This is a genomic window from Roseateles sp. GW821-FHT09G03, from assembly GCF_059416045.1.
Window position 1 is genome coordinate 971334 of record NZ_JBWKOK010000002.1, and the last position, 19953, is coordinate 991286.

The 19953-nt window shown below is 68.7% G+C and carries 18 protein-coding genes; 7 read left to right on the forward strand and 11 right to left on the reverse strand.

What is annotated here, in order from left to right; translation table 11 throughout:
• Nucleotides 1-59 precede the first annotated feature (59 nt).
• Nucleotides 60-1010, forward strand: coding sequence for a DUF2157 domain-containing protein (locus AC07OZ_RS11545; protein ID WP_495467264.1), 951 nt, complete (start codon nucleotides 60-62; stop codon nucleotides 1008-1010).
• Nucleotides 1007-2653, forward strand: coding sequence for a GDYXXLXY domain-containing protein (locus AC07OZ_RS11550; protein WP_495467265.1), 1647 nt, complete (start codon nucleotides 1007-1009; stop codon nucleotides 2651-2653). Before AC07OZ_RS11545 ends, AC07OZ_RS11550 begins: the two co-directional genes overlap by 4 nt.
• A 4-nt stretch (nucleotides 2654-2657) precedes the next feature.
• Here the strand turns inward: AC07OZ_RS11550 and AC07OZ_RS11555 are convergent, their stop codons facing one another.
• Entirely contained in the window at nucleotides 2658-3824 is a 1167-nt protein-coding gene (locus AC07OZ_RS11555; protein ID WP_495467266.1) for a Fic family protein, read from the reverse strand.
• Between the two features lie 124 nt (nucleotides 3825-3948).
• Entirely contained in the window at nucleotides 3949-4218 is a 270-nt protein-coding gene (locus tag AC07OZ_RS11560) for a hypothetical protein (RefSeq protein ID WP_067279018.1), read from the reverse strand.
• An 11-nt stretch (nucleotides 4219-4229) separates the two neighbouring features.
• Between AC07OZ_RS11560 and AC07OZ_RS11565 the strand changes: the two genes are divergently transcribed.
• Nucleotides 4230-4511 carry a DUF427 domain-containing protein gene (locus AC07OZ_RS11565; protein ID WP_067279015.1) on the forward strand — a complete coding sequence of 94 codons (282 nt, stop codon included), beginning with the start codon at nucleotides 4230-4232 and terminating at the stop codon, nucleotides 4509-4511.
• On the opposite strand, the gene mltA is transcribed toward AC07OZ_RS11565, so the two are convergent.
• From mltA to apaG, 3 genes are all read right to left on the reverse strand, one after another.
• Complete coding sequence (gene mltA, locus AC07OZ_RS11570; protein WP_495467267.1) at nucleotides 4501-5727, reverse strand: murein transglycosylase A; 1227 nt, start codon at nucleotides 5725-5727, stop codon at nucleotides 4501-4503. The genes AC07OZ_RS11565 and mltA overlap by 11 nt on opposite strands.
• 151 nt (nucleotides 5728-5878) lie before the next feature.
• On the reverse strand, nucleotides 5879-7954 hold the full coding sequence (gene tlpB, locus AC07OZ_RS11575) for a transporter-like protein TlpB (protein ID WP_495467268.1): 2076 nt from the start codon (nucleotides 7952-7954) through the stop codon (nucleotides 5879-5881).
• Nucleotides 7954-8328, reverse strand: a complete 375-nt coding sequence (gene apaG / locus AC07OZ_RS11580; RefSeq protein WP_495467269.1) for a Co2+/Mg2+ efflux facilitator ApaG/CorD — start codon at nucleotides 8326-8328, stop codon at nucleotides 7954-7956. The genes tlpB and apaG overlap by 1 nt, the downstream gene beginning before the upstream one ends.
• Nucleotides 8329-8477: 149 nt before the next feature.
• Here apaG and AC07OZ_RS11585 point away from each other — a divergent pair, with 149 nt between their 5' ends.
• The 4 genes from AC07OZ_RS11585 to AC07OZ_RS11600 all read left to right on the forward strand — a co-directional run bounded on the left by AC07OZ_RS11585 (nucleotide 8478) and on the right by AC07OZ_RS11600 (nucleotide 11283).
• Nucleotides 8478-9335: a substrate-binding periplasmic protein gene (locus AC07OZ_RS11585; RefSeq protein WP_495467270.1), complete on the forward strand. Its 858-nt coding sequence runs from the start codon at nucleotides 8478-8480 to the stop codon at nucleotides 9333-9335.
• An 84-nt stretch (nucleotides 9336-9419) separates the two neighbouring features.
• Nucleotides 9420-10106: a ribulose-phosphate 3-epimerase gene (gene rpe, locus AC07OZ_RS11590; protein WP_495467271.1), complete on the forward strand. Its 687-nt coding sequence runs from the start codon at nucleotides 9420-9422 to the stop codon at nucleotides 10104-10106.
• A 19-nt stretch (nucleotides 10107-10125) separates the two neighbouring features.
• Nucleotides 10126-10605: a low molecular weight protein-tyrosine-phosphatase gene (locus AC07OZ_RS11595; protein ID WP_495467272.1), complete on the forward strand. Its 480-nt coding sequence runs from the start codon at nucleotides 10126-10128 to the stop codon at nucleotides 10603-10605.
• A gap of 69 nt (nucleotides 10606-10674) precedes the next feature.
• A complete protein-coding gene (locus AC07OZ_RS11600; protein ID WP_495467273.1) occupies nucleotides 10675-11283 on the forward strand; it encodes a DNA-3-methyladenine glycosylase I in 609 nt (202 codons plus the stop codon).
• A 104-nt stretch (nucleotides 11284-11387) separates the two neighbouring features.
• Here the strand turns inward: AC07OZ_RS11600 and AC07OZ_RS11605 are convergent, their stop codons facing one another.
• From AC07OZ_RS11605 to AC07OZ_RS11630, 6 genes are all read right to left on the reverse strand, one after another.
• Entirely contained in the window at nucleotides 11388-11930 is a 543-nt protein-coding gene (locus AC07OZ_RS11605; RefSeq protein WP_495467274.1) for a hypothetical protein, read from the reverse strand.
• Between the two features lie 293 nt (nucleotides 11931-12223).
• Nucleotides 12224-12931, reverse strand: a complete 708-nt coding sequence (locus AC07OZ_RS11610; RefSeq protein WP_495467275.1) for a hypothetical protein — start codon at nucleotides 12929-12931, stop codon at nucleotides 12224-12226.
• Between the two features lie 77 nt (nucleotides 12932-13008).
• Nucleotides 13009-16140, reverse strand: a complete 3132-nt coding sequence (locus tag AC07OZ_RS11615) for an efflux RND transporter permease subunit (RefSeq protein WP_495467276.1) — start codon at nucleotides 16138-16140, stop codon at nucleotides 13009-13011.
• Between the two features lie 69 nt (nucleotides 16141-16209).
• Nucleotides 16210-17511 (reverse strand): efflux RND transporter periplasmic adaptor subunit, encoded by a 1302-nt coding sequence (locus AC07OZ_RS11620; protein WP_495467277.1) that lies wholly within the window; start codon nucleotides 17509-17511, stop codon nucleotides 16210-16212.
• Between the two features lie 168 nt (nucleotides 17512-17679).
• Nucleotides 17680-18609 (reverse strand): pseudouridine-5'-phosphate glycosidase, encoded by a 930-nt coding sequence (locus tag AC07OZ_RS11625; RefSeq protein ID WP_495467278.1) that lies wholly within the window; start codon nucleotides 18607-18609, stop codon nucleotides 17680-17682.
• 83 nt (nucleotides 18610-18692) lie between these two features.
• Nucleotides 18693-19793, reverse strand: coding sequence for a carbohydrate kinase (locus AC07OZ_RS11630; protein WP_495467279.1), 1101 nt, complete (start codon nucleotides 19791-19793; stop codon nucleotides 18693-18695).
• Nucleotides 19794-19953: the final 160 nt, after the last annotated feature.

Genomic DNA, 19953 nt, shown 5'->3' on the forward strand with positions numbered 1-19953 from the left:
TCCCTCGAAGAACATCACCGGCGACGCCTGCGGGCGGTCGCATCCTGAGGGAGGAACCCGTGAGTCTGCACGAGCAGTTGTACCAATGGACGGCCCGGCAGGGGCTGGATGCGACCAGCGCACGGCGCTTGCGGGTGCTCAGCGGGATCGATGATCCGCCGGGCGATCCGTGGACGCCGTTGCGCCGCGGCGCGGGCGCGCTGGCGGCAGGGTTGATCGGGTTCGGGCTGATCCTGTGGGTCGCGGCGAACTGGGACGACTTCGGCCGCGTCATGCGCTTCGGGTTGTTGCAGGCGGTGCTCGCCGTGAGCCTGATCGCGGCGGCGATGCTGCGACCGTGGCGCGCGCCGCTGGCGCTGGTGGCCTTCCTGACCTTGGGCGGACTGTTGGCGTTCTTCGGGCAGACCTACCAGACCGGCGCTGATCCGTGGCAGCTCTTCGCGCTCTGGGCAGCGCTCGGATTGCCGATCGCCTGGGCGGCGCGCTCGGACCTGGCATGGACGCCATGGGCGCTCGTGGTCGCGACCGGAATCGGCTTGTGGATGGAGACTTTCGGCGGCCATTCGTGGCGCTTCGACGCGTCCACGGTGCCGGTGCATGCGATCGGCTTCGTCGCGTACGGCGTGCTGTGCGTCGGGCTGGCGATGCGACCCGACGCGACGTCGCAGCCCTGGGCGTGGCGGGTGGCAGTGCTGGCTTCGGTGATCGCGATCTCGGGCACGGCATTGGGCGGGCTCTTCGCCAAGGATGTGGCGCCGCAGTACTACCTCGGACTCGGTGTGATTGCCGTGGGCCTCGTGCTGGCGTGGCGGCGCGGCGAGGTCTACGCGATGAGCGCGCTGGCGCTGGCGGTCGACACGCTGCTGGTCGTGGGACTGGCGCGCGTGGTCATCGACACCAAGGGCGACATCGGCGGCGTCTTCCTGATCGGCCTTGTCGCCTGCGCGTTGCTGGCGGTCAGCGTGAGCCTGATCATGCGGCGGGTGCGCGCGCTGGAGGCGAGGGCATGAGCGCGCAGGAATGGATGGCGCAGGCGCGCGCCGAGGGCCTGGTGCCCGTCGAGGTCGACAGTCCCGAGCGGCCCTGGCCGGTGGTGCTGCTGACGGCGCTGGGCGCCTGGCTGGCGGTGCCTCCGTTCATCGTCCTGTTCGCGATGCTGTTCGGCGGCGACTGGAACCGCGGCCCGATGCCGTACGTCGAGGGCATCGCGTTGATCGCCCTGTCCGTCGTCCTGCTGCGAGGCCGCGCCACGCCGTTGTTCCTGGAGCAGGCGGCGGTGCCGCTGCTGCCGACGGGGCTCGTGTGCCTCGGTTATGGACTGCAGCGCGATCTCTCGAATGCCGGCGCGGCGTGGATCGACCTGGCCATAGTCGCGGCGCTGATCGTGCTGCTGAAGCAGGGATGGTTGCGGGGATTGCTCGGCGTCGGCATGGCGGCGCTGGCGGGGTACCTCGGGCATCTGGGGGTCGAGGGCATCGCGCCGAGGGCCTGGTACGAGCACGACGGCGGCCTGTCGCTGACCGCCGCAGCGTTGCTGCTGGCGGAAGGCGGGCTGCTGTGGGTGCTTCAGGACCGGCTGGGCCGTGAGGCGCGCACCGCGCCTGCGGCCGCGGCGCTCGAATCCGCGCTGAAGGGCTGGTGGGTGGCCGTGCTGGTGATGCATGCGGTGGCGGCGGGCTGGTCGTTCACGGCGGTCGGCGCGTTCTCGAGTGGTGGCTTCATGCGCGTTGTCGCCAACGAGCTGACGAGTGCCCGGATGTTCCTGCTCGGCGCGAGCCGGATGCTGTCCGTGCTGTTCGCGCTGGCCGGCGCGCTGTGGCTGCTGCGCCGTTGGCGTCCCACCGGCTCCGCGAGGTTGTTGCCACCGGTGCTGGTGCTGGCGGCACTCTCCGCGCTGATGCCGGCGCTCGGCGGGATCCTGCTGGTGCTCGCGCTGATGGCGTCGACGCGACGCTGGCGGCTGGCCGCGCTCGCCGGCGTGGCGGCGGTGTGGGCGATCGGCGCGCTGTACTACGAATGGCAACTGCCGCTCGCGCACAAGTCGCTGGCGCTGGTCGTGATGGGCGCAGCGCTCGCCGCGTGGGTGCGTTGGCTGGCGTGGCATCCGGCGGCGCCTTCATCCGACGAGGGCAAACGGCCGACGCTCGCGCTTCGCGGCGGCGTGGCCTTGCTGCTCGGCGCGGGCGTGCTGGCGCTGGTTCTGGTGAACGTCCTGATCGCCAGCCGAGAGCAACTCATCGCCGACGGCCGCCCGGTCTTCGTGAAGCTGGCGCCGGTGGATCCGCGTTCGCTGATGCAGGGCGACTACATGCGCCTGAACTACGACCTGCCGAGCGTGGGCTGGCGTTCCCGCTCCGACCCGGACGCTTCACTGCTCTGGGGCGCGCGTCCGCGCATCGCCGTGCTGCTCGATGAGCGCGGCATCGCGCACTCGCCGAAGCTGCTCGCGCCCGGAGAGGCGGTGCCGGCCGGCGCGCAGGTGCTGGAGCTGGCCCCCAAGGGCGGCCAGTGGACTTTCGTCTCCGACGCCTGGTTCTTCAAGGAAGGCGAGGCCGAACGCTGGCAGCCGGCGAAGTACGGCGAGTTCCGCGTGACGCCCGAAGGCAAGGGCCTGCTGGTGCGGGTGGTGGGGGAGGATCTGAAGCCGTTGTGAGTCCTCAGGCGGGAGCGTTCTCCCCTTCGGTATCGGCCATGGGCCCCCAGCCATCGATGGCCACGTAATACCGCGTTGATCGACCTGCTCCCAGCTGTCGCAAGCAACCGCGCTCCACCAGGTCCTGCAGTTCCCGGGATGCAGTCGCACTCGATGTTGAAGCAATGCTCACGTACTTGCGCGCGCTCATCCCACCCTCGAATCCATGGGGACCCGCGTCGAGCAGCACGTTGAGCACCTTGCGCTGACGAGGCGTGATGTCAAGGCTCTCATGCTCCGTCCAGAAGCGAGCCTTGCTCAGGGTGCTGTCGATGACGGTCACAGCGTCTTCGCACGCCACCTGGACCTGCTCCAGGAACCATTGCACCCAGCGCGTGACGTCGACGGAGGCGTGCTGTGCCGCTTCAAGTTCGGCGTAGTACTCCTTACGCTTGTCCAGTAACCGTTGAGACATGCGAATGAGACGGCTGCTGAAACCCATTTCCCGAGCGAGCACCAGATCGATCACCACCCGGCCGACGCGACCGTTGCCGTCTTCGAAGGGATGGATGATTTCAAACCAGAGATGAGCAATCGCAGCGGTGACCAAAGGATCTTTGCCGACGGTGCCGTTGAACCAGGTGACGAAGGCTTCCATTTCGACTGGGAGTCGATTGGACGGGGGCGCCTCGTAATGGATCTTCTCGTGCCCTGGCCCACCGCTGACGATCTGCATCGGCTCCTCGTGGGTCCGGTAGGCCCCGACCAGGATCTTGCGCATGGCGGAGTAGCCCGTCGGGAACAGCGCCGCTTGCCAGGCATGCAGGCGTTCATGTGTCAACGGCTTGGCGGCACGCCTGACGGCGTCGTCCATGATGTCCAGAAGACCTTCGACGTTGCGCGGTGCCTCGTGCGCATTGGCCTCGCCGAAGCCCAGTCGACGCTCGATGGATGAACGGACTGAGGCGAGGTCGTAGCGTTCACCTTCAATGGCAGCCGTGGCCAGGGCGTCCTGGCTCCACGCCTCCGCTTCCAAGGCCCGTCGATGCTCGAAGCCGATCAACGCCAGTCTTCCCTCCACGAGGCCTTGCGATCGGCGTGCGCGTGAATAGGCTTCCTGGATCTGCTCCAGGTCGACATGAAGTTGCGGCCAGTTGGAGGCCTGCCAGATCAGCGGGAGGTCGTCTGCCATCTTGAGGCGATTGTAGTGATTAATCGCCTCAAATTTGATGCGATTTCAATCTCCAATCGCCTCAGGCGGCTTAATCGCATCAAATTTGATTCGATTAAGCCGCCTAATCGCCTCACGGGCGGATTCAGTCCTCCTGGAGCCCTTCCGGCTCCCCGCCATCCACCATCAGGTCGATCAGTTCCTTCAGGAACGCCAGGGCTTCCTCGGAGGTGGCAAAGTAGTACTCCCCGCCGAGGTCGGCGGCATCGCCATCCGGGCCGACGTGGACGACGGACCAGCCTTCCGCGCCGCCCCCGATCGCACAGATCCCGAAACTGCCGGGAGCGAGGTCTCTCGCGGAGCCGGCGGTGACGAAGATGTCCTTGCCCCGATGGGCGAAATAGCGTTTGAGCACGAGGAGTTGGAATGAAGGCAATCTGGAACGGCGAAGTCATCGCCGAAAGCGACGACACCGTGGTGGTCGAGGGAAATCATTACTTCCCCGTCGCCTCGCTGAAGCGCGAGTTCACCACGTTCAGCAATCACCGCACGTCCTGCCCGTGGAAGGGTCAGGCGCACTACTTTAGCCTGATGGTCCACGGCGACATGAACCCGGATGCCGTCTGGTATTACCCGGAACCCTCCGAGGCCGCCGCCGAGATCAAGGACCGCGTCGCCTTCTGGAAGGGCGTCCAGGTCACCGAGTGACCGTGCCGCCGTCAGCCCGGCCGAGCGCAGAGCCGGCCGTCCGGGCCGGTCCCGGCGCCTTCGGCCACAGTACCCACAGCCGCAGCGGCTGCTTCATGCGGCCGGCCTGCGCCTCGGCCGCTTCGCCCCAGCCCCAGAAGTAGTCCGCCCGCACCGCGCCGACGATCGCCGCGCCGGTGTCCTGCGCCATCACGAGCCGCCGCATGGGCGTCGTCGACAGCGGCTCGGTCGTGTCCAGCCACACCGGCGTGCCGTAGGGAATGCTGGCCTTGTCCACCGCGATCGAACGCCCCGGCGTCAGGGGCACGCCCTGACCCCCGCGCGGTCCGACCGCCAGATCGGGCAGCGGTTCCTCACGGAAGAACACGTAGCGCGGGTTGGCCCACATCGCCTCCTTGAGCCGCTGCGGATTGCGCCGCCCCCAGTCCTTGATGCCCGGCCACGAGGCCTCCGTCGCCCGCAATTCGCCCTGGGCGATCAGCCACTGGCCCATCGAGCGGTACGGCTGCTCGTTGTGGGCTGCAAAGGACAGCCGCACCCAGCGGCTGGTGCCGTCGCGCTCGGTCACGCGCAGCCGGCCGCTGCCCTGGATCTGCATCACCAGCGCGTCCAGCGGATCCTGCACCCAGGCCAGGCTCAGCCGGGCCAGCGACGCGTTGCTCTCGATCTGCTGGCGCGTGTCGTAGGGCTTGCGCTGCGCCAAGTCCTGCGGCGGCGCCAGCAGCGGCACGCGGAAGTCGCCCTGCGACAGGCGGCGCGCGGCGAGTTCCGGCTCGTAGTAGCCGGTCGCCACGCCTTCGCGCTGACCCTCGGGCGATTCGACGCGGTAGGGCTGCAGGCGCTTCATCAGCCAGACCATCGCGTCCCAGTCGCCGCCCGGCTTGAAGCTGCGGGCCTGCGTGCAGATCGCGGCCCAGCCGGGCATCGGCTTCTCGCAGCCGCGCAGCATCGCGGGCCACCATTCCAGCGCGCGGTCCTGGCCCCAGCCGGGCAACTCGTTCCACGCGGCGGCGACCCAGCGGGCGCGCTCGCGCTGCAGCACGTGCCGGCCGGCGGTGTCGTCCTCGCCGTTGAGCAGCTTCTCGGGATCGACCGGCAATCCGGTGGCGGACGCGACGGGCGCCACGAGGGCCGCGGTGCCTGCGCCCAGCGCGCCTAGAATCGCCAGCGCCGCGCTCCAGCGGCGAGTTCTGCTACGGATCGGACCACGAATCATGGGCGTGATTTTGCTGGAGGCGCTCGGCGCCCTCGCGCTGCTCGTCTTCATCGTCTGGTGGACGATGTTCTCCGGCCGCAAGGGCGGCGAGCGGCCCGACGACCGCGACGCCGCCTGAGCGGCGCCGCATACCGGCGCCAGCGTCCGGGCCTCAGCCCTTCGGCGGCACCAGGAAGCTCATCGGCTGACGGCGCATCCGCGTCCAGATCGCCGCGCGCACGCGCTTCTGGTCCGCGAGCCGGATCCCGCGCGAGCGCAACGCCACCTTGAACGCCAGGAAGAAGCTGACGCCCACGTTCAGCACGCCGGTGCCCAGGATGCTGATCACGCAGAGCCAGAACGGCCAGTGCTTGAGCACGTCCAACCCGAGCGCCCCCGCCGCCGCGGCCAGTTGGCCGGTCGACAGCGTCACGTGCCTCACCTCGATCGGCAGGCCGAAGAAGCCCAGCAGCGCCGGCACCAGGCCGAGCATCAGTCCCAGGCTGATGTTGGCCGTGAGCCCCGAGATGTTGTCGCGCCACCAACGGGACCAGCGCCCCGCGCGGCTCGCGCCTAGCCGCGCGACGATGCGCGGGTTCCATGCGATCGCGCTGTCCAGCCGGTGGAAGACGAACCAGTTCTCGACCCAGCCCGCGATCAGGCTGGAGGCGAACAGCAGCACCCCGGTGAACGCGGCGAAGAACAGCGACGGGCCCAGCACGGTCAGCGAGTGCAGCACATGCTCGGCTTCCTTCACGCCGACCAGCGGCTTGCCGAAGCTCAGCCACGCCGCCAACTGCACGACCAGCACCATCGGCGCCGCCAGCGCGAGGTTGCCGATGATCCCCGCCGTCTGCGATCGGAACAGGTGCGCGACCTCGTCGACGAAGGCCTGCAGGCCCGCGTCGCTGTCGATGTGGCGGAGCTTGTCGGCCAATGCCGGCGCAGTCATCGCCGGCTGCTTGGTCGCGACGGTCCAGTGCAACAGCAGGATCAGCACGAAGCTGCCCGCGTAGTTCACGCCCGACCAGAAGCCGCCCCAGAACGCGGACAGCCCCAGCGCCATGATCGCGAACTTCATGAAGGTCGTGCCCGCGATCACCAGCCCGCCGCCGCCGGCGCGGCGCAGCATGTCGCCGTACTCCTCGCGGTTGCGGGTGATGTAGTGCTCGCCGGTCTCGGCGCTGCGTTCGGCGACCTTGCGCGCCAGCAGCGAGTAATGCCGCGCGAACAGCGTCCGGATGCTTCGGCGGTCGTGCACGACGGCCACCAGGGCCGCCACCAGCCGCAGCAGCTCGCGCTGCGGATGATCCGCCAGCAGCACCGCGAGGAGATCCTCGACGCGGCGCAGCCGCGCCTGCATCTGCTCGACGCCGAACATCAGATCCACCGAGACGCCGTGTTCCTCCAGGTGGTCCGGCACGGAGCGCACTGCTGCGCGGCATTCATCGAGCAGGCCGCGCAGGTACTGCAGCCGGCCGGGCAGCGCGGCGCGGTCGTGCTCGACCAGCGCGTGCTCGACCTGCTCCCATGCGGTCGCGAGATTGCGGAACGGACGCCGCGCCAGCAGTTGCGGATCCATGCGCACGCGCAGCGCGCCGGACAGGCCGGCCGAGCGCACCGAACTCACCAGCACCGTGATCGCAGCGCGCATCTCCTCGCGCCAGTCGCCCTCGGGCGCGCCGGCGAAGAGCAGGCCCAGGCGCTCCAGCAGTTCGTCGTCGACGGCGTTGATCCACTGCTCGTCGGCCTCGTGCGGGAACAGCAGTTCGAATAGTTCGGACAGGTCCTTGGTGTCCGCGCTCAGCGGCAGCAGACGCCGGCGCAGGCGGCCGAGGAACTCGTTCCACAGCGCCATGCGCGGTGCGAAACCGACCTCGGCGAACAGGCTGATCGCGTCGACGTCGGCCCAGACGCTGGCGATGACCGCGGCGAAGGCCTTTGCATGGTCGGGGTGGCGCTCCAGCATGCGGAGCAGGTACTTCAGGCGGCGGATCGGCAGCGGGGCGGAGGGCGCCGCGGGCGTCACCGCGGGCGGTGCCGGTTCGTCTCCGAGCGTGGACGGGTTTGTCGCGGCGGCCGCGGCCGGCGCCGCCGATGCGGACGCCGGAGCCCGGTCATCCTTGAGCGGCGCGTGCCGCAGCCATTCGATCAATCGCACCAGCCAGAGGTTGCGCTCGGCCAGCGGCGCCTGCGGATGCGCCGCGTTGAGCAGCGCGGTGAGGTCCCAGCCCTGGCGACGGAACATCAATGCAGGGAGCCGGAATCGGCCAGCAGGAACTCGGGCACATCGGCGTGGAAGACCTCGGCCTTGTCCGTGACGCACAGGAAGCGGCCGCTCATCGTGCCGTGGCGGGTCGCGATCTGCGCCCAGGAGCTGTACTGGAAACGCTCGCCCGGCTGCAGCAGCGGCTGGTGGCCGACGACGGCCAGCCCGTGCACTTCCTGCTCCTTGCCGTTGCCGTCGACGATGGTCCAGTGGCGGCCGATGAGCTGGGCGGTGACGTCGCCCCGGTTCTCGATGGTCACGGTGTAGGCGTACGCAAACTCGTTGCGGTCCGGGAAGGTCTGGTCGGCGAGCGGCTCGACGGCGACGCTGCAATGGAAGTGCGGATGTGCCATCGACCGATTCTAGGGAATCTGCGGAGCCCCACGTGGGCTATGCTGGCTACCGCACAGAGCAAAAAAACAGAACCCGCTCGAACGGACCACCACACGCGACCGGCACGCACCGGACGCCATCCGTCATGGAGACAAGGGCAGGACACCCGTTGGCAGTTTCCGGTCCCAATCGACGCCAGGCCATGGCGCGCGGCTGCGCGCTGGTCGGCGTGGTCGCCTCGGTCGTCGTCGACGTCGGCCTGGTGGCCGCGAACTCGGCGCTGGCGGCGCCGTCCGGACCCGCGGTGCCCGCCGTGCCGGGCGCGGGCGCGACGGGGCCGCTGACGCTGCGCAGCGCTGCGCAGGCCGGCGCGCCGGCCAAGTACGCCTCGGGCGATCCGAAACGCCCCGGCCTGTGCGGCGAGATCGCCGAGGCCGTGATGCGGACCGATCCGGACCTGCACATCGAGGGCCTGAACCAGTCGGTCCCGCTGCGGCGGCTCGAGCTGATGCTGAGCAACGGCGACCTGGACGTGTTCTTCTGCCTCCTCAAGTCGGAGCATCGCCATGCGCTGATGCGCTATCTGCCGGTGCCGCTGTACCGCATCTCGCATGTGCTGGCGGTGCGCGCTGGCGACGAGCGGGCTCCGCGCACCTGGGACGAGCTGCGCGCCTTCTCGCGGCGCCAGCCGCTGCTGCTGGCGCAGGGGACCAAGCTGGCCTCCACCTTGCAGGAGGCGGACGTCTCCTTCCTCGAATCCGCGCGCAGCGACAAGGAAGCGCTGCAGATGTTGGTGCGTGGCCGCACCGGCGGGGTCTACGGCCAGGACTTCAACCTGCGCCAGGCGGCGCGCGGCGCGGGCCTGGAGTCCCGCGTGCGCATCGGGCCCCAGGTCTTCGAGGAAGAGACCCAGTACGTCGTCGTCTCGCGCCAGCTGCCCGAGGCGGTGGTGGAGCGCCTGACCGACCGCCTGCGCCAGCTGAGCGCTTCCGGGGAGATCGCGCGGCTCGCCGAACGTTACCGTTGAGCAGGAGGCACTGGCGCCCAGGCATGCCGCCGCCTTTCTACAATCGTCGACTTTCCCCGCCAGCGGCTCCGCGCCCGCCCTGCCATGAACCCGCCCACCTACCGCATCGCCCCCAGCATCCTGTCCGCCGATTTCGCCAAGCTCGGCGAGGAAGTCCGCAACGTGCTGGCCGCCGGCGCGGACTGGATCCACTTCGACGTGATGGACAACCATTACGTGCCCAACCTGACCTTCGGCCCGATGGTCTGCGAGGCGCTGAAGAAACACGCCGTGAAGCCGGACGGCACGCCGGCGCCGATCGACGTCCACCTGATGGTGCAGCCGGTGGACAGCCTGGCGCAGGCCTTCTGCCGCGCGGGCGCGAATCTGGTGAGCTTCCACCCCGAGGCCAGCGCGCACGTCGACCGCACGATCCAGCTGATCAAGGCCGAAGGCGCGCAGGCGGGCCTGGTGTTCAACCCGGCCACGCCGCTGGACGTGCTGGAGTGGGTCATCGACAAGGTCGACCTGGTGCTGATCATGAGCGTCAACCCGGGCTTCGGCGGCCAGAGCTTCATCCCCGGCGCGCTGAAGAAGCTGCAGCAGGCCAAGGCGATGATCCTGGCCAGCGGCCGCGACATCCGCCTGGAGATCGACGGCGGCGTGAAGGTCGACAACATCCGCGAGATCGCGGCCGCGGGCGCGGACACCTTCGTGGCGGGCTCGGCGATCTTCGGCAAGCCCGACTACAAGGGCGTCATCGACGCCATGCGCGCCGAACTGGCGCTCTGAGCCCGGAAGCGTCGCCCCGGTGACCCGACTGCTGCTGGTCTGCGCGGCCAACCTGTGCCGCTCGCCGATGGCCGAGGCCGTGCTGCGGCTGCGCGCCGGAGAACTCGGCCTGACGGAGGTGCACTCGGCCGGCGTGTTCGCCTCGTCGCGCGCGCACCCGGTCGACAAGCGCGCGCTCGCGGTGCTGGAGCAGCGCGGCTACGGCATGGACCGGCGCTGGCGCTCGCGCAAGGTGAAGACTGAGGACTTCGATCGCTACGACCTGATCCTGGCGATGGACCGCAACGTGCTGCGCGGCCTGAAGGTGGTGCGTCCGGCGGTCTCTCCGGCGAAGCTGGGGCTGTTCCTCGCCGGGATGACAGGACTGGGCCTGGACGAGGTACCCGACCCGTACTACGGCGCGGGCAGCGCCTTCGTGCACGTCCTCGACCTGATCGAGGCGCGCGTGCACACGTGGCCGGGGGACGAAGCGGTCTTCCACAAGACGGCCGGCGGTTGAACTGCTGCCAAGGCCGGGGCGGCGTTCGGGCCAGAATCGCGCGTCCATGACACGCCTGGGAGGGCGGCGATGAGCGATCGATTGGCGCAAGGGCCGGACGGCCAGTGGCGATGCAAGTGGTGCGAGGCGCCCGGCTTCGACATGTACCGCGACTACCACGACAAGGAATGGGGCTACCCCGTCCACGAGGATCGGCGGCTGTTCGAGAAGCTCTGCCTGGAGGGCTTCCAGTCGGGGCTGTCGTGGCGGACGATCCTCGCCAAGCGCGAGAACTTCCGGAAAGCGTTCCGCCAGTTCGAGATCGCCAAGGTCGCGAAATTCGGCGAGGCCGATGTCGCGCGGCTGCTCGCGGACGAGGGCATCGTGCGCCACCGCGGCAAGATCGAGGCGGCGATCCACAACGCGAGCCGCGCGCTCGAACTGCAGAAGGAGGCCGGCTCGCTGGCCGCGTTCTTCTGGCGCTACGAGGATCCAGAGGAGGGCGGCGATGTGCGGCCGACGTCGGAGACGTCCGTGACGCTCTCCAAGGAACTGAAGAAGCGCGGCTGGAAGTTCGTTGGCCCGACGACGGTCTACGCGTTCATGCAGGCGATGGGGCTGATCAACGATCACGCGCCGGGGTGCATCGGGCGCGATGCGGCGGCGCTGGCGCGCCGGAGTTTCACGCCGCCGCGCTGAGCCAGCGCGGCGACGCAAGGGGGTCAGGACGATCTCTAGCACTTGCCGGAGCGCCGCCCGACCGGCGGCGGCATCGGCGTCCCGCAGGAAGCTCGACGGGAAGGTCAGGAACCTGACAACGATAGCGAGGTAGGCGTTTGCCTGAGGGGAACACCGAGCGCCTTGAAGATCTCGTCGCTAGTGAATCCAAACCTGTCCATGTTGCGGGTCATGTCATCGACCAAGTCGGCCTTCTGACGGTCCATGCCGGTCTGAAAGAACAAAGGCTCCGCGATCAGGTCCATGTTGAGTACGACGCGGCTCGGCGAGTCGCCCTCGATCCCGAACAGCCAGCGGAACAACGATCGGTCGGCGTCCGCGAAGGGCTCACTGATGCTGAGACTTCGGAACGCGTGAAACAGGACCGACGCCAACTTGATCCGTCGTGGCGTATTCAACTGGTCGAGCCAGGAAGGCTCGCCCGGCACCAGCAGTCGTCGGACGTGTCCTTCAGACAGAAGTCCCTGTTGAAAATCCGACACGATCGTCTGCAGCCTGCGGCACGTCGTGTAGGGGGGATTGGGGAAGGGCACGGACTCGTCCAGCAGGCATTTGATGGGGGAGGCGAGGTCATAGATGCGCTCGGCCTCTGAAGCAGCTCGATCCATGCTCCCGAGCCGCGCGTCGTACGGGGCCGCCGACGGGCCCGCCGGGAGCGGGCGTCGCGCTGGGACGGGAAGGTCACGCAGCTGCTGCAGCAACTCGTTGAAGACCTTTTCTGCAGGCCAGGACGTTGGCGGCGCCAGGTCGGGTTCGGACCCAGGCGATGACAGGGACACGGACGAGCACGCGCGGCTCGAGAAGTCGATCGGCATAAGGAGTGAGCGGGGTGTAGGGGGCAGCCCATTCGGGGCCAGGCAGCGACGCTGAAGACGGCCTTCAAACGCCGCAGGGGGTCAGGTCATGCGCGCCGGTCAAGGAACCCTGCGGGCGCCGGAGGCGGTTGCTTGCGAGGCACGTCGCGAACCTGATCCATCTGAGCGTCGGTGAATTGCATCTGGTCCATCAAGTCGAGCAGCCGACCGGCCAACTTGGCCTTGTCCCGATCGAGGCTTGGCAACCAGTGGACCGCCGGATGGAACAGCTCCATGCTGAGCAGGACCTGGCTCGGCGAATCGCCCTTGACTTCGAGCATCTGCAGGAACAGCGACTTGCCGGCATCCGTGACGACCCCGTCTTCTCTCGACATGAAGCCCTTGGCAAGGGTCTGGAGCGTGTCATGCGCCAGACGGACGCGCCGGCAGGTGTTCAGGCTGGTCAACCAAGACGGTTCGTCGGGTACCAGGAGCCTTCGAGCGTGTTCCACAGGCAAGCGCCCGTAGTCGACAGCGGCCCCAATCGTTGCCACCCTGTGTCGCAGGGTGAAATCGTCAGGGTACGGCGCTGTGTCGTCCAGCAAGCGCTTGATGGGCGATGCCAGGTCGTAGAGGCGTTCGGCCTCCGCAGCTTCGGACGGAGAGCCGCCTGCCCCGATGGGGAGGCGACTCAGCGCCAGCAGCTGCTCTTCGAAGGCCTGTTGAGTGGGCCATGGCGCTGTCGGTTCCACATCGAATGCGGACGACGACGGCGACAGGGAGGATGAAGCGCAGAAGGAAGTTTCGATCGGCATGACAACTGAGTTCATGCCGCGACGAAAGCGTTCAAAGTTCGATGTACAGACGCTCCGTCGTGCGCCTCGTCATGCGCTCAGTCCGCGCTGCCTGCCACCGGATGCGCCGGGTGTTCCGTGAGCCGCGTCTCCTCCACCTCCCGTGTATCCGGCCCCTTCCCGCTGAACCGGTCCAACGCCAGGTAGATCACCGGCGTGATGTAGAGCGTCACGGCCTGCGACAGGATCAGACCGCCGACCACCGCCAGGCCCAGCGGCTGGCGCAGTTCCGCGCCGGCGCCCAGGCCCAGCGCGATCGGCAGCGCGCCCATCAGCGCGGCCAGCGTCGTCATCATGATCGGGCGGAAGCGCAGGATGCAGGCCTCGCGGATCGCCTGCGGCGGCGTCATGCCGCCGTTGCGCTGCGCGTCGAGCGCGAAGTCGATCATCATGATCGCGTTCTTCTTCACGATGCCCACCAGCATCAGGATGCCGATCGTCGCGATGATGGTCAGCTCCATGCCCGCAAGCTGCAGCGTCAGCAGCGCGCCCACCGCCGCCGAGGGCAACCCCGCCAGGATGGTCAGCGGATGGATGTAGCTCTCGTAGAGCACGCCCAGCAGCACGTAGATCACCGCGATCGCCAGCACGATCAACAGCAGCTGTCCGCCCTGCGAGTCCTTGAACACCGCCGCGTCGCCGCCGTAGCTGGTGATGATGGACGGCGGCAGGCCGATCTCCTTGGTGAACTGGTCGATCTTGCCCGTGGCCGTGCCCAGCGGCACGTCCGGCGCGAGGTTGAAGCTCAGCGTGATCGCCTGCAACTGGCCCTGGTGGTTGACCGCCGTCGGGCCCAGCTCGCGCTTCACGCTCGCGAAGGCCGTCAGCGGCACCATCGTGTTGTTCTTGCCGCGCAGATAGATCTTGTCGAAGGCGTCCTCGCTGAGGCGGTCGCTGTCGGTCGCCTCCATGATCACCTGGTAGGTGTTGCTCTCCGCGTAGATGCTGGAGACCTGGCGCTCGCCGAAGGCGGAGTACAGCGCGTTGCGCAGGTCCTGCATCTGCACGCCCAGCAGCGTGGCGCGCTCGCGGTCGATCACGAGGTTGGCCTGCAGCCCGCGCAGCTGCGAGTCGCTGGTGACGTCGCGGAACACCGGGTCGTTGCGCAGCTTGTCCTGCAGCTTCACGGCCCAGGTGTTGAGCTCGCCGGTGCTGACCGACTGCAGCGTGAACTGGTAGCGGCTCTTGGACTGCCGGCCACCGAGCTGCAGGTTCTGCACCGGCCGCAGGTAGACCGCGATGCCGGGCACGCCGCGCAGCTTCTTGCGCAGCTGCTCCAGCACCTGCGGCATCGGCGGACGCTCGCCGCGCGATTTCAGGTTGATGAACAGGCGCCCCGTGTTGACGTTGCCGCCCCCGCCGCCGCCGCCCACCGCGGCGGACACCGACGACACCGACGGATCGTCCTGCACGATCTGCGCGACGCGTTCCTGCAGCACCGTCATCGCGGCGAAGGAGATGTCCTCGGCCGCCTCGGTGCTGGCCTGGATCTGGCCGATGTCCTCTTCCGGGAAGAAGCCCTTGGGGATGACGATCCAGAGCCACGCGCTGGCGATGAAGGTGGCCAGCGCCACCACGCCGACGACCCAGCGGCGCGCCAGTGCCCAGTCCAGTGACGCCGTGTACTTGTTCAACACCCAGCCGAAGCCGGCCTCGAAGGTGCGGCCGAGCGCGTTCTCCTCGACCTCGTGATGGCTGCTGAGGAAGCGGCTGCACAGCATGGGCACCAGTGTCAGCGACACGCCGGCCGACACGCCGATCGCCAGCGACACGACGACGGCGAACTCATGGAACAGCAACCCGATCACGCCCGGCATGAAGAAGATCGGGATCAGCACCGCGATCAGCGAGATCGAGATCGACATGATGGTGAAAGCCATCTCGCGCGCGCCGCGGATCGCGGCGTCGAAGGGCGCCATGCCGTCCTCGACGTGGCGGTAGATGTTCTCCAGCATCACGATCGCGTCGTCGACGACCAGGCCCACGGCCAGCGTGATGCCCAGCAGCGAGATGTTGTCCAGGCTGTAGCCCAGCGCGAACAGCAGCGTCACCGCGCCGATCAGCGAGATCGGCAGCGACAGCGTCGGGATCAGCGTCGCGACCATGCGGCGCAGGAACAGGAAGATCACCATCACGACCAGCGCCACCGTGAGCGCCAGCGTGAAGTAGACATCGTGCAGGCCTTCGCGGATCGACACCGAGCGGTCGTTGAGCGTGCTCATCTGCACCGAGGCCGGCAGCTGCGCGGCGAAGCGCGGCAGCATCGCCTTCACCGCGTCGACGACCTTGACCGTGTTGGCATCGGGCTGGCGCTGCACGGCCAGCACGATGGAGCGCTCGCCGTTGAAGTTGGAGAAGGACTTGACCGTCTCGTAGCTGTCCTGGACATCGGCCACGTCGCGCAGGAACACCGGCGCGCCGTTGCGCGTGGCCACGACGATGCTGCCGAAGGCGTTGGCGTCGCGCAGCTGCTTGTTGGCCTGGATGGTCAGCGTCTGGCGCGCGCCGTCCAGCGTGCCGACGGGGGTGTTGGCGTTGGCGCCTTTGACGGCGGCCTGCAGCTCGTCGAGCGTGATGTTGCGCTGCTGGAGCAGCTCGTTGCGCGCCTTGATGCGCACCGCGAAACGCTTCTGGCCGTAGATGGAGACCTGCGCCACGCCGTCGATGGTCGACAGGCTGGGGGTGATCAGGTTCTCGGCGTAGTCGTTGAGCTCGGACAGGTTGATCGACGGCGAGGTCAGCGCCACCAGCAGCACCGGCGCGTCGGCCGGGTTGACCTTGCGGTAGGACGGCGGGGTCGTCATCTCGACCGGCAGCGCCCGCAGCGAGCGGAACAGCGCGGCCTGCACGTCGACCGCGGCGGCGTCGATGTCGCGCGCGGAGTCGAACTCCAGCGTCAGCGAGCTGTTGCCAAGCGTGTTGGTCGAGGAGATCGTCGTGATGCCGGCGATCGTGGAGAACTGCTTCTCCAGCGGCAGCGCGACGGACGAGGCCATCGTCTCGGGGCTGGCGCCGGGCAGCGTGGCCTGCACGTTGATGACCGGCGTGTTGAAGCTGGGCAGCGCGGCGACCGGGATGCGGCTCCAGGCGGCGATGCCGGCGACGACCAGCGCGACGTTCAGCAGCACGGTCATGACCGGCCGGCGGATGAAGAGTTCGGTGAGATTCATGGCAGCTTCCGCGAGGGCTGAAGGCTTCGGAGCATCAAGGCGTCGAAGGCGTGGACCGGAAGGCCGGGATCAGGGCGCGGCGACGTCGTTGCCGGAGGCGCCGCCGCCCGCGGCGGCCGAGGCCGCGGCCAGGCGCGCGGCGGCGGCCGGATCGACGGCGGCGGGCTGCGTGCGCAGCGGCGTGCCGGGGCGCAGGTTCTGCTTGCCGTCGAGCACCACGCTCGCGCCCGCGTCGACGCCGTCGACGACGGCCATCTCGCCGAAGGTGTAGCGCAGCTTCACCGGCTTGAGCTGGGCGGTCTTGTCGGGGCCGACGACGTAGACCTGGCGGTCGTTGCCGCGCAGGATGATCGCGGCCTGCGGGATCACGACCGCGTCCTTCATGCTGCGCAGCGTCATGCGCACGCGCAGGTACTGGCCGGGCCAGAGCTTCTGCGCGTCGTTCGTGAACTCGGCTTTCAGCTTGATCGTGCCGGTGGTCGCGTCGACGAGGTTGTCGACGAAGGTCAGCTTGCCGCGGGCGACCGATTCGACGGCCTTGCCGCCCTTGCTGTCTTTCCGGGAAGGGCCGCCCTCGATGGTCGGCAGGACGACCTGCACCTCGGGTGGCGTGACCTGCGCGCCGGTGGCGCCAGGACGCATGGCGTCGAGCACGGGGGCGAGCTCGGTCTCGGGCAAGTTGAAGCTGATGGCGATCGGGTCGATCTGGACGATGTTGACCAGCGGCGTGCCTGTCGCGCTCGCCTGGACCAGGCTGCCGGGCCAGACGTTCACGGCGCCGGCGCGGCCGGCGAAGGGCGCGCGGATTTCGTTGTAGCTGAGCGCGACGGACGCGGATTCGACGGCGGCGGCGTCCGCGTCGACGAGGCTGCGGCCGCCCTGCAGGCTGGCCAGCGCGGTGTCGAGGGCGCTCTGCGCGACGAAGTTCTGCGCCAGCAGGTCCTTGGCGCGTTCGTACTGGCGCTGCAGGTCGCCGAGGGCGGCCTTGTCGCGGGCGAGCTGGGCCTTGGCCTTGTCGAGGTTGGCGCGGTCCGCGCGTTCGTCGAAGCGGAACAGGACCTGGCCCTTGGTGACCGTCTGGCCGTCGTGGACGAGCACGTCGCGGATGGTCGACGTGGTCTGGGCGCGGAGGTCGACCTGGTTGATCGGGGTGACGGTGCCGGAGGCCTCGACGGTGACCGGGACGTCCCGGCGCTGCGCCGTGACCACGCCGACCGTCTGGGCGCCGGCGGGGCCCGAGGCGCCGCGCGCGGCCGCCGCCGGGCCGGCTTCGCCGCCGTCACGCGAGGCAGCGCGCGACTTCCACCACCATCCCCCTCCCGCGATGAGCAGGATGACGATCAATGACAGGACAAGGGGCTTGCGGCGCATGAACACGTTCTCCAACGACAGGTCATCCAGGGAGCGCTTTGCAAAGCTCCCTGAGGGCGCGGAAGGTTAAGTCCGGCTCTTTCGATGATTGTTTCGTTCAGGTTAATCCTGCGCGAGCGGGAGGAAAACCTGTGCGATTGGAGCGTGAACGAGCGTTTCCGGGAGGCGTCAGAGGGCCAGTGCCTTGGCCAGCGCCGCGCCGACGACGGCGTTGTGCTTCACCAGCGCGATGTTGGTGACGAGGCTGGCGCCGCCGCTGAGGTCCTTGATCCGGGCGAGCAGGTAGGGCGTGACCGCCTTGCCGCTGATGCCCTGCGTGGCGGCTTCCTTCAGCGCCTGCTCGACGAAGCCGTCGATGACGGCCTGGGGCATCTCATGCGCCGCCGGCACTGGATTGCTGATCACCGCACCGCCGCCCAGTCCGAGCGCCCACTTCGTGCGCAGGAACCGCGCCTGATCCGCTGGCGCGTCGATACGGAAGTCCGCCTTCAAGCCGCTGTCGCGCGTGTAGAACGCGGCGAAGTTCTCCTGGCCCACCGACAGCACCGGCACGCCGTGCGTCTCCAGGTATTCCAGCGTCAATGCCAGGTCGAGGATGCTCTTCGCGCCGGCGCAGACCACGGCCACCGGCGTGCGGGCCAGCTCCTGCAGGTCGGCGGAGATGTCGAAGGAGGTCTCCGCGCCGCGATGCACGCCGCCGATGCCGCCGGTGACGAAGACCTCGATGCCGGCCAGACGCGCGCAGATCATCGTCGCGGCCACCGTCGTGGCGCCGACGCGGCCCGTCGCCAGCGCGAAGGGCAGGTCGCGGCGGCTCAGCTTCATCGCGTCGGGCGACTGGCCCAGCAGTTCGAGCTGCGCGTCGTTCAGGCCGATGCGGATCTTCCCGTCCAGCACTGCGATCGTCGCGGGCACCGCGCCGTGTTCGCGCACGATGGCCTCGACCTCGCGCGCCGTCTGCACGTTCTGCGGATAGGGCATGCCGTGCGAAATGATCGTGGACTCCAGCGCCACCAGCGGGCGGCCCTCGGCGCGCGCTTTGGCCACTTCGGGCGAGAAGTCGATGAGGTTCTGGTCGATCAGGTCTTGCGTGGTCATGGGGTCTCTCTTGGATTCGTGTTTGATCCGTCGTGGATACGGATACGGATACGGATACGGATGCGGGTCTGCGTCGATCGCGATCAGACGAGCAGCGCCGGGCTGAGCGCTTCGCTGACGGTGGCGTCGCTCTGCAGCGTCAGCGCTGCCAGCTGGAGGCCGAGCGCGCAGGCGCCGCGCAGGTCGTCGGGATCGCGGTGCAGCGCGGCGGCGATGCCGGCGGTCAGCGCATCGCCGGCGCCGGTGACCTCGCGGATCGAGGCCGGTTCCAGCCGCGGTGGCGGAAGCAGGACAAGCTCGCCGCCTTCGGAGAAACGGACGCCTTCGGCGCCGTCGCTCATCACGAGCCGTTGCAGTCCCGCTTCATGCAGCGATCGCCACGCGGCGCGCAAGGCGTCGTCATCAGGCAAGGCCCGGCCCACGAGCGCCTGCAATTCGCCGCGATTCAGCACCAGCAGTTCGACGCCGCGCAGGTCGGCGCCGAGCCGCGCCATCTTCGGTTCCGACACGGCCACCAGCAGCAGGCGCTGGCCGCGCAGACGCGCCTCGGCGCGCAGCTCGTCGAGCGTCTCGCGCGGCAGGTTCAGGTCGGCGACCAGCCAGCGCGCCGGCGCGCGTTGCGGCGCGGTCTGGCGCAGGAAGGCAGGGTCCAGCCGATCCGTCAATTCCATGTGGGCGAGCGCGAGCACCATTTCGCCGTCGGGATCGAGCACGGCCGTGTAGCTGCCCGTCGCCGCGTCCGCGGCCTGCAGACAGCCCGCGCAATCGACACCGAGCCCCTGCAACTGCGCCAGCAGCGTCTGCCCGGCCGCATCTCGGCCGACAGCGGTCAACAGGTGCACCGGCAGGCCGAGCCTCGCGAGGTTCTCCGCGATGTTGCGGGCGACGCCGCCTGCGGACTCATGCTGCTGCGCCGGATTCGAGCTGCCCATCCGCAGCGGGCCGACGGCGCGCAGCTTGCGGTCCAGGTTCGTGCCGCCGATGCAGACGATGGGCTGGCGCTGCGGCAGCACGTAGGCGCGGCCGAGGATGCGGCCTTCCCGCGTCAACTGCCCCAGATGGCCGGCCACGGCGGAGCGCGAGAGCCCCAGTTGGTCCGCCAGCTCCTGCTGGCCGATGAAGGGGTTGGCCTCGACGAGCGAGAGCAGCTGTTCCTTCGAGGAGAGTTCCTTGGGGGGCGTCATGGCGGCGGATTCTAGAGAGAATTCGCCGTGGATACAAACAAATGTCTTTTAATTGAACATTTGTATTGTTCTCGGGCTTCGGCGATGGAGCAGGGCGACGACCGACTCCGGATGGCCAAGCGCGGGCACTCCACGTCGCAGGGGGCATCCCTCCGGGAAC

What these genes read in the sequence shown, in the direction of transcription:
- rpe (WP_495467271.1), top strand. Translation starts at nt 9,420, where the DNA reads ATGAACCCGCCCACCTACCGCATCGCCCCCAGCATCCTGTCCGCCGAT.
- AC07OZ_RS11600 (WP_495467273.1), top strand. Translation starts at nt 10,675, where the DNA reads ATGAGCGATCGATTGGCGCAAGGGCCGGACGGCCAGTGGCGATGCAAG.
- AC07OZ_RS11550 (WP_495467265.1), top strand. Translation starts at nt 1,007, where the DNA reads ATGAGCGCGCAGGAATGGATGGCGCAGGCGCGCGCCGAGGGCCTGGTG.
- apaG (WP_495467269.1), bottom strand. Translation starts at nt 8,328, where the DNA reads ATGGCACATCCGCACTTCCATTGCAGCGTCGCCGTCGAGCCGCTCGCC.
- mltA (WP_495467267.1), bottom strand. Translation starts at nt 5,727, where the DNA reads ATGATTCGTGGTCCGATCCGTAGCAGAACTCGCCGCTGGAGCGCGGCG.
- AC07OZ_RS11610 (WP_495467275.1), bottom strand. Translation starts at nt 12,931, where the DNA reads ATGCCGATCGAAACTTCCTTCTGCGCTTCATCCTCCCTGTCGCCGTCG.
- AC07OZ_RS11625 (WP_495467278.1), bottom strand. Translation starts at nt 18,609, where the DNA reads ATGACCACGCAAGACCTGATCGACCAGAACCTCATCGACTTCTCGCCC.
- AC07OZ_RS11615 (WP_495467276.1), bottom strand. Translation starts at nt 16,140, where the DNA reads ATGAATCTCACCGAACTCTTCATCCGCCGGCCGGTCATGACCGTGCTG.
- AC07OZ_RS11605 (WP_495467274.1), bottom strand. Translation starts at nt 11,930, where the DNA reads ATGGATCGAGCTGCTTCAGAGGCCGAGCGCATCTATGACCTCGCCTCC.
- AC07OZ_RS11620 (WP_495467277.1), bottom strand. Translation starts at nt 17,511, where the DNA reads ATGCGCCGCAAGCCCCTTGTCCTGTCATTGATCGTCATCCTGCTCATC.
- AC07OZ_RS11555 (WP_495467266.1), bottom strand. Translation starts at nt 3,824, where the DNA reads ATGGCAGACGACCTCCCGCTGATCTGGCAGGCCTCCAACTGGCCGCAA.
- tlpB (WP_495467268.1), bottom strand. Translation starts at nt 7,954, where the DNA reads ATGTTCCGTCGCCAGGGCTGGGACCTCACCGCGCTGCTCAACGCGGCG.
- AC07OZ_RS11565 (WP_067279015.1), top strand. Translation starts at nt 4,230, where the DNA reads ATGAAGGCAATCTGGAACGGCGAAGTCATCGCCGAAAGCGACGACACC.
- AC07OZ_RS11630 (WP_495467279.1), bottom strand. Translation starts at nt 19,793, where the DNA reads ATGACGCCCCCCAAGGAACTCTCCTCGAAGGAACAGCTGCTCTCGCTC.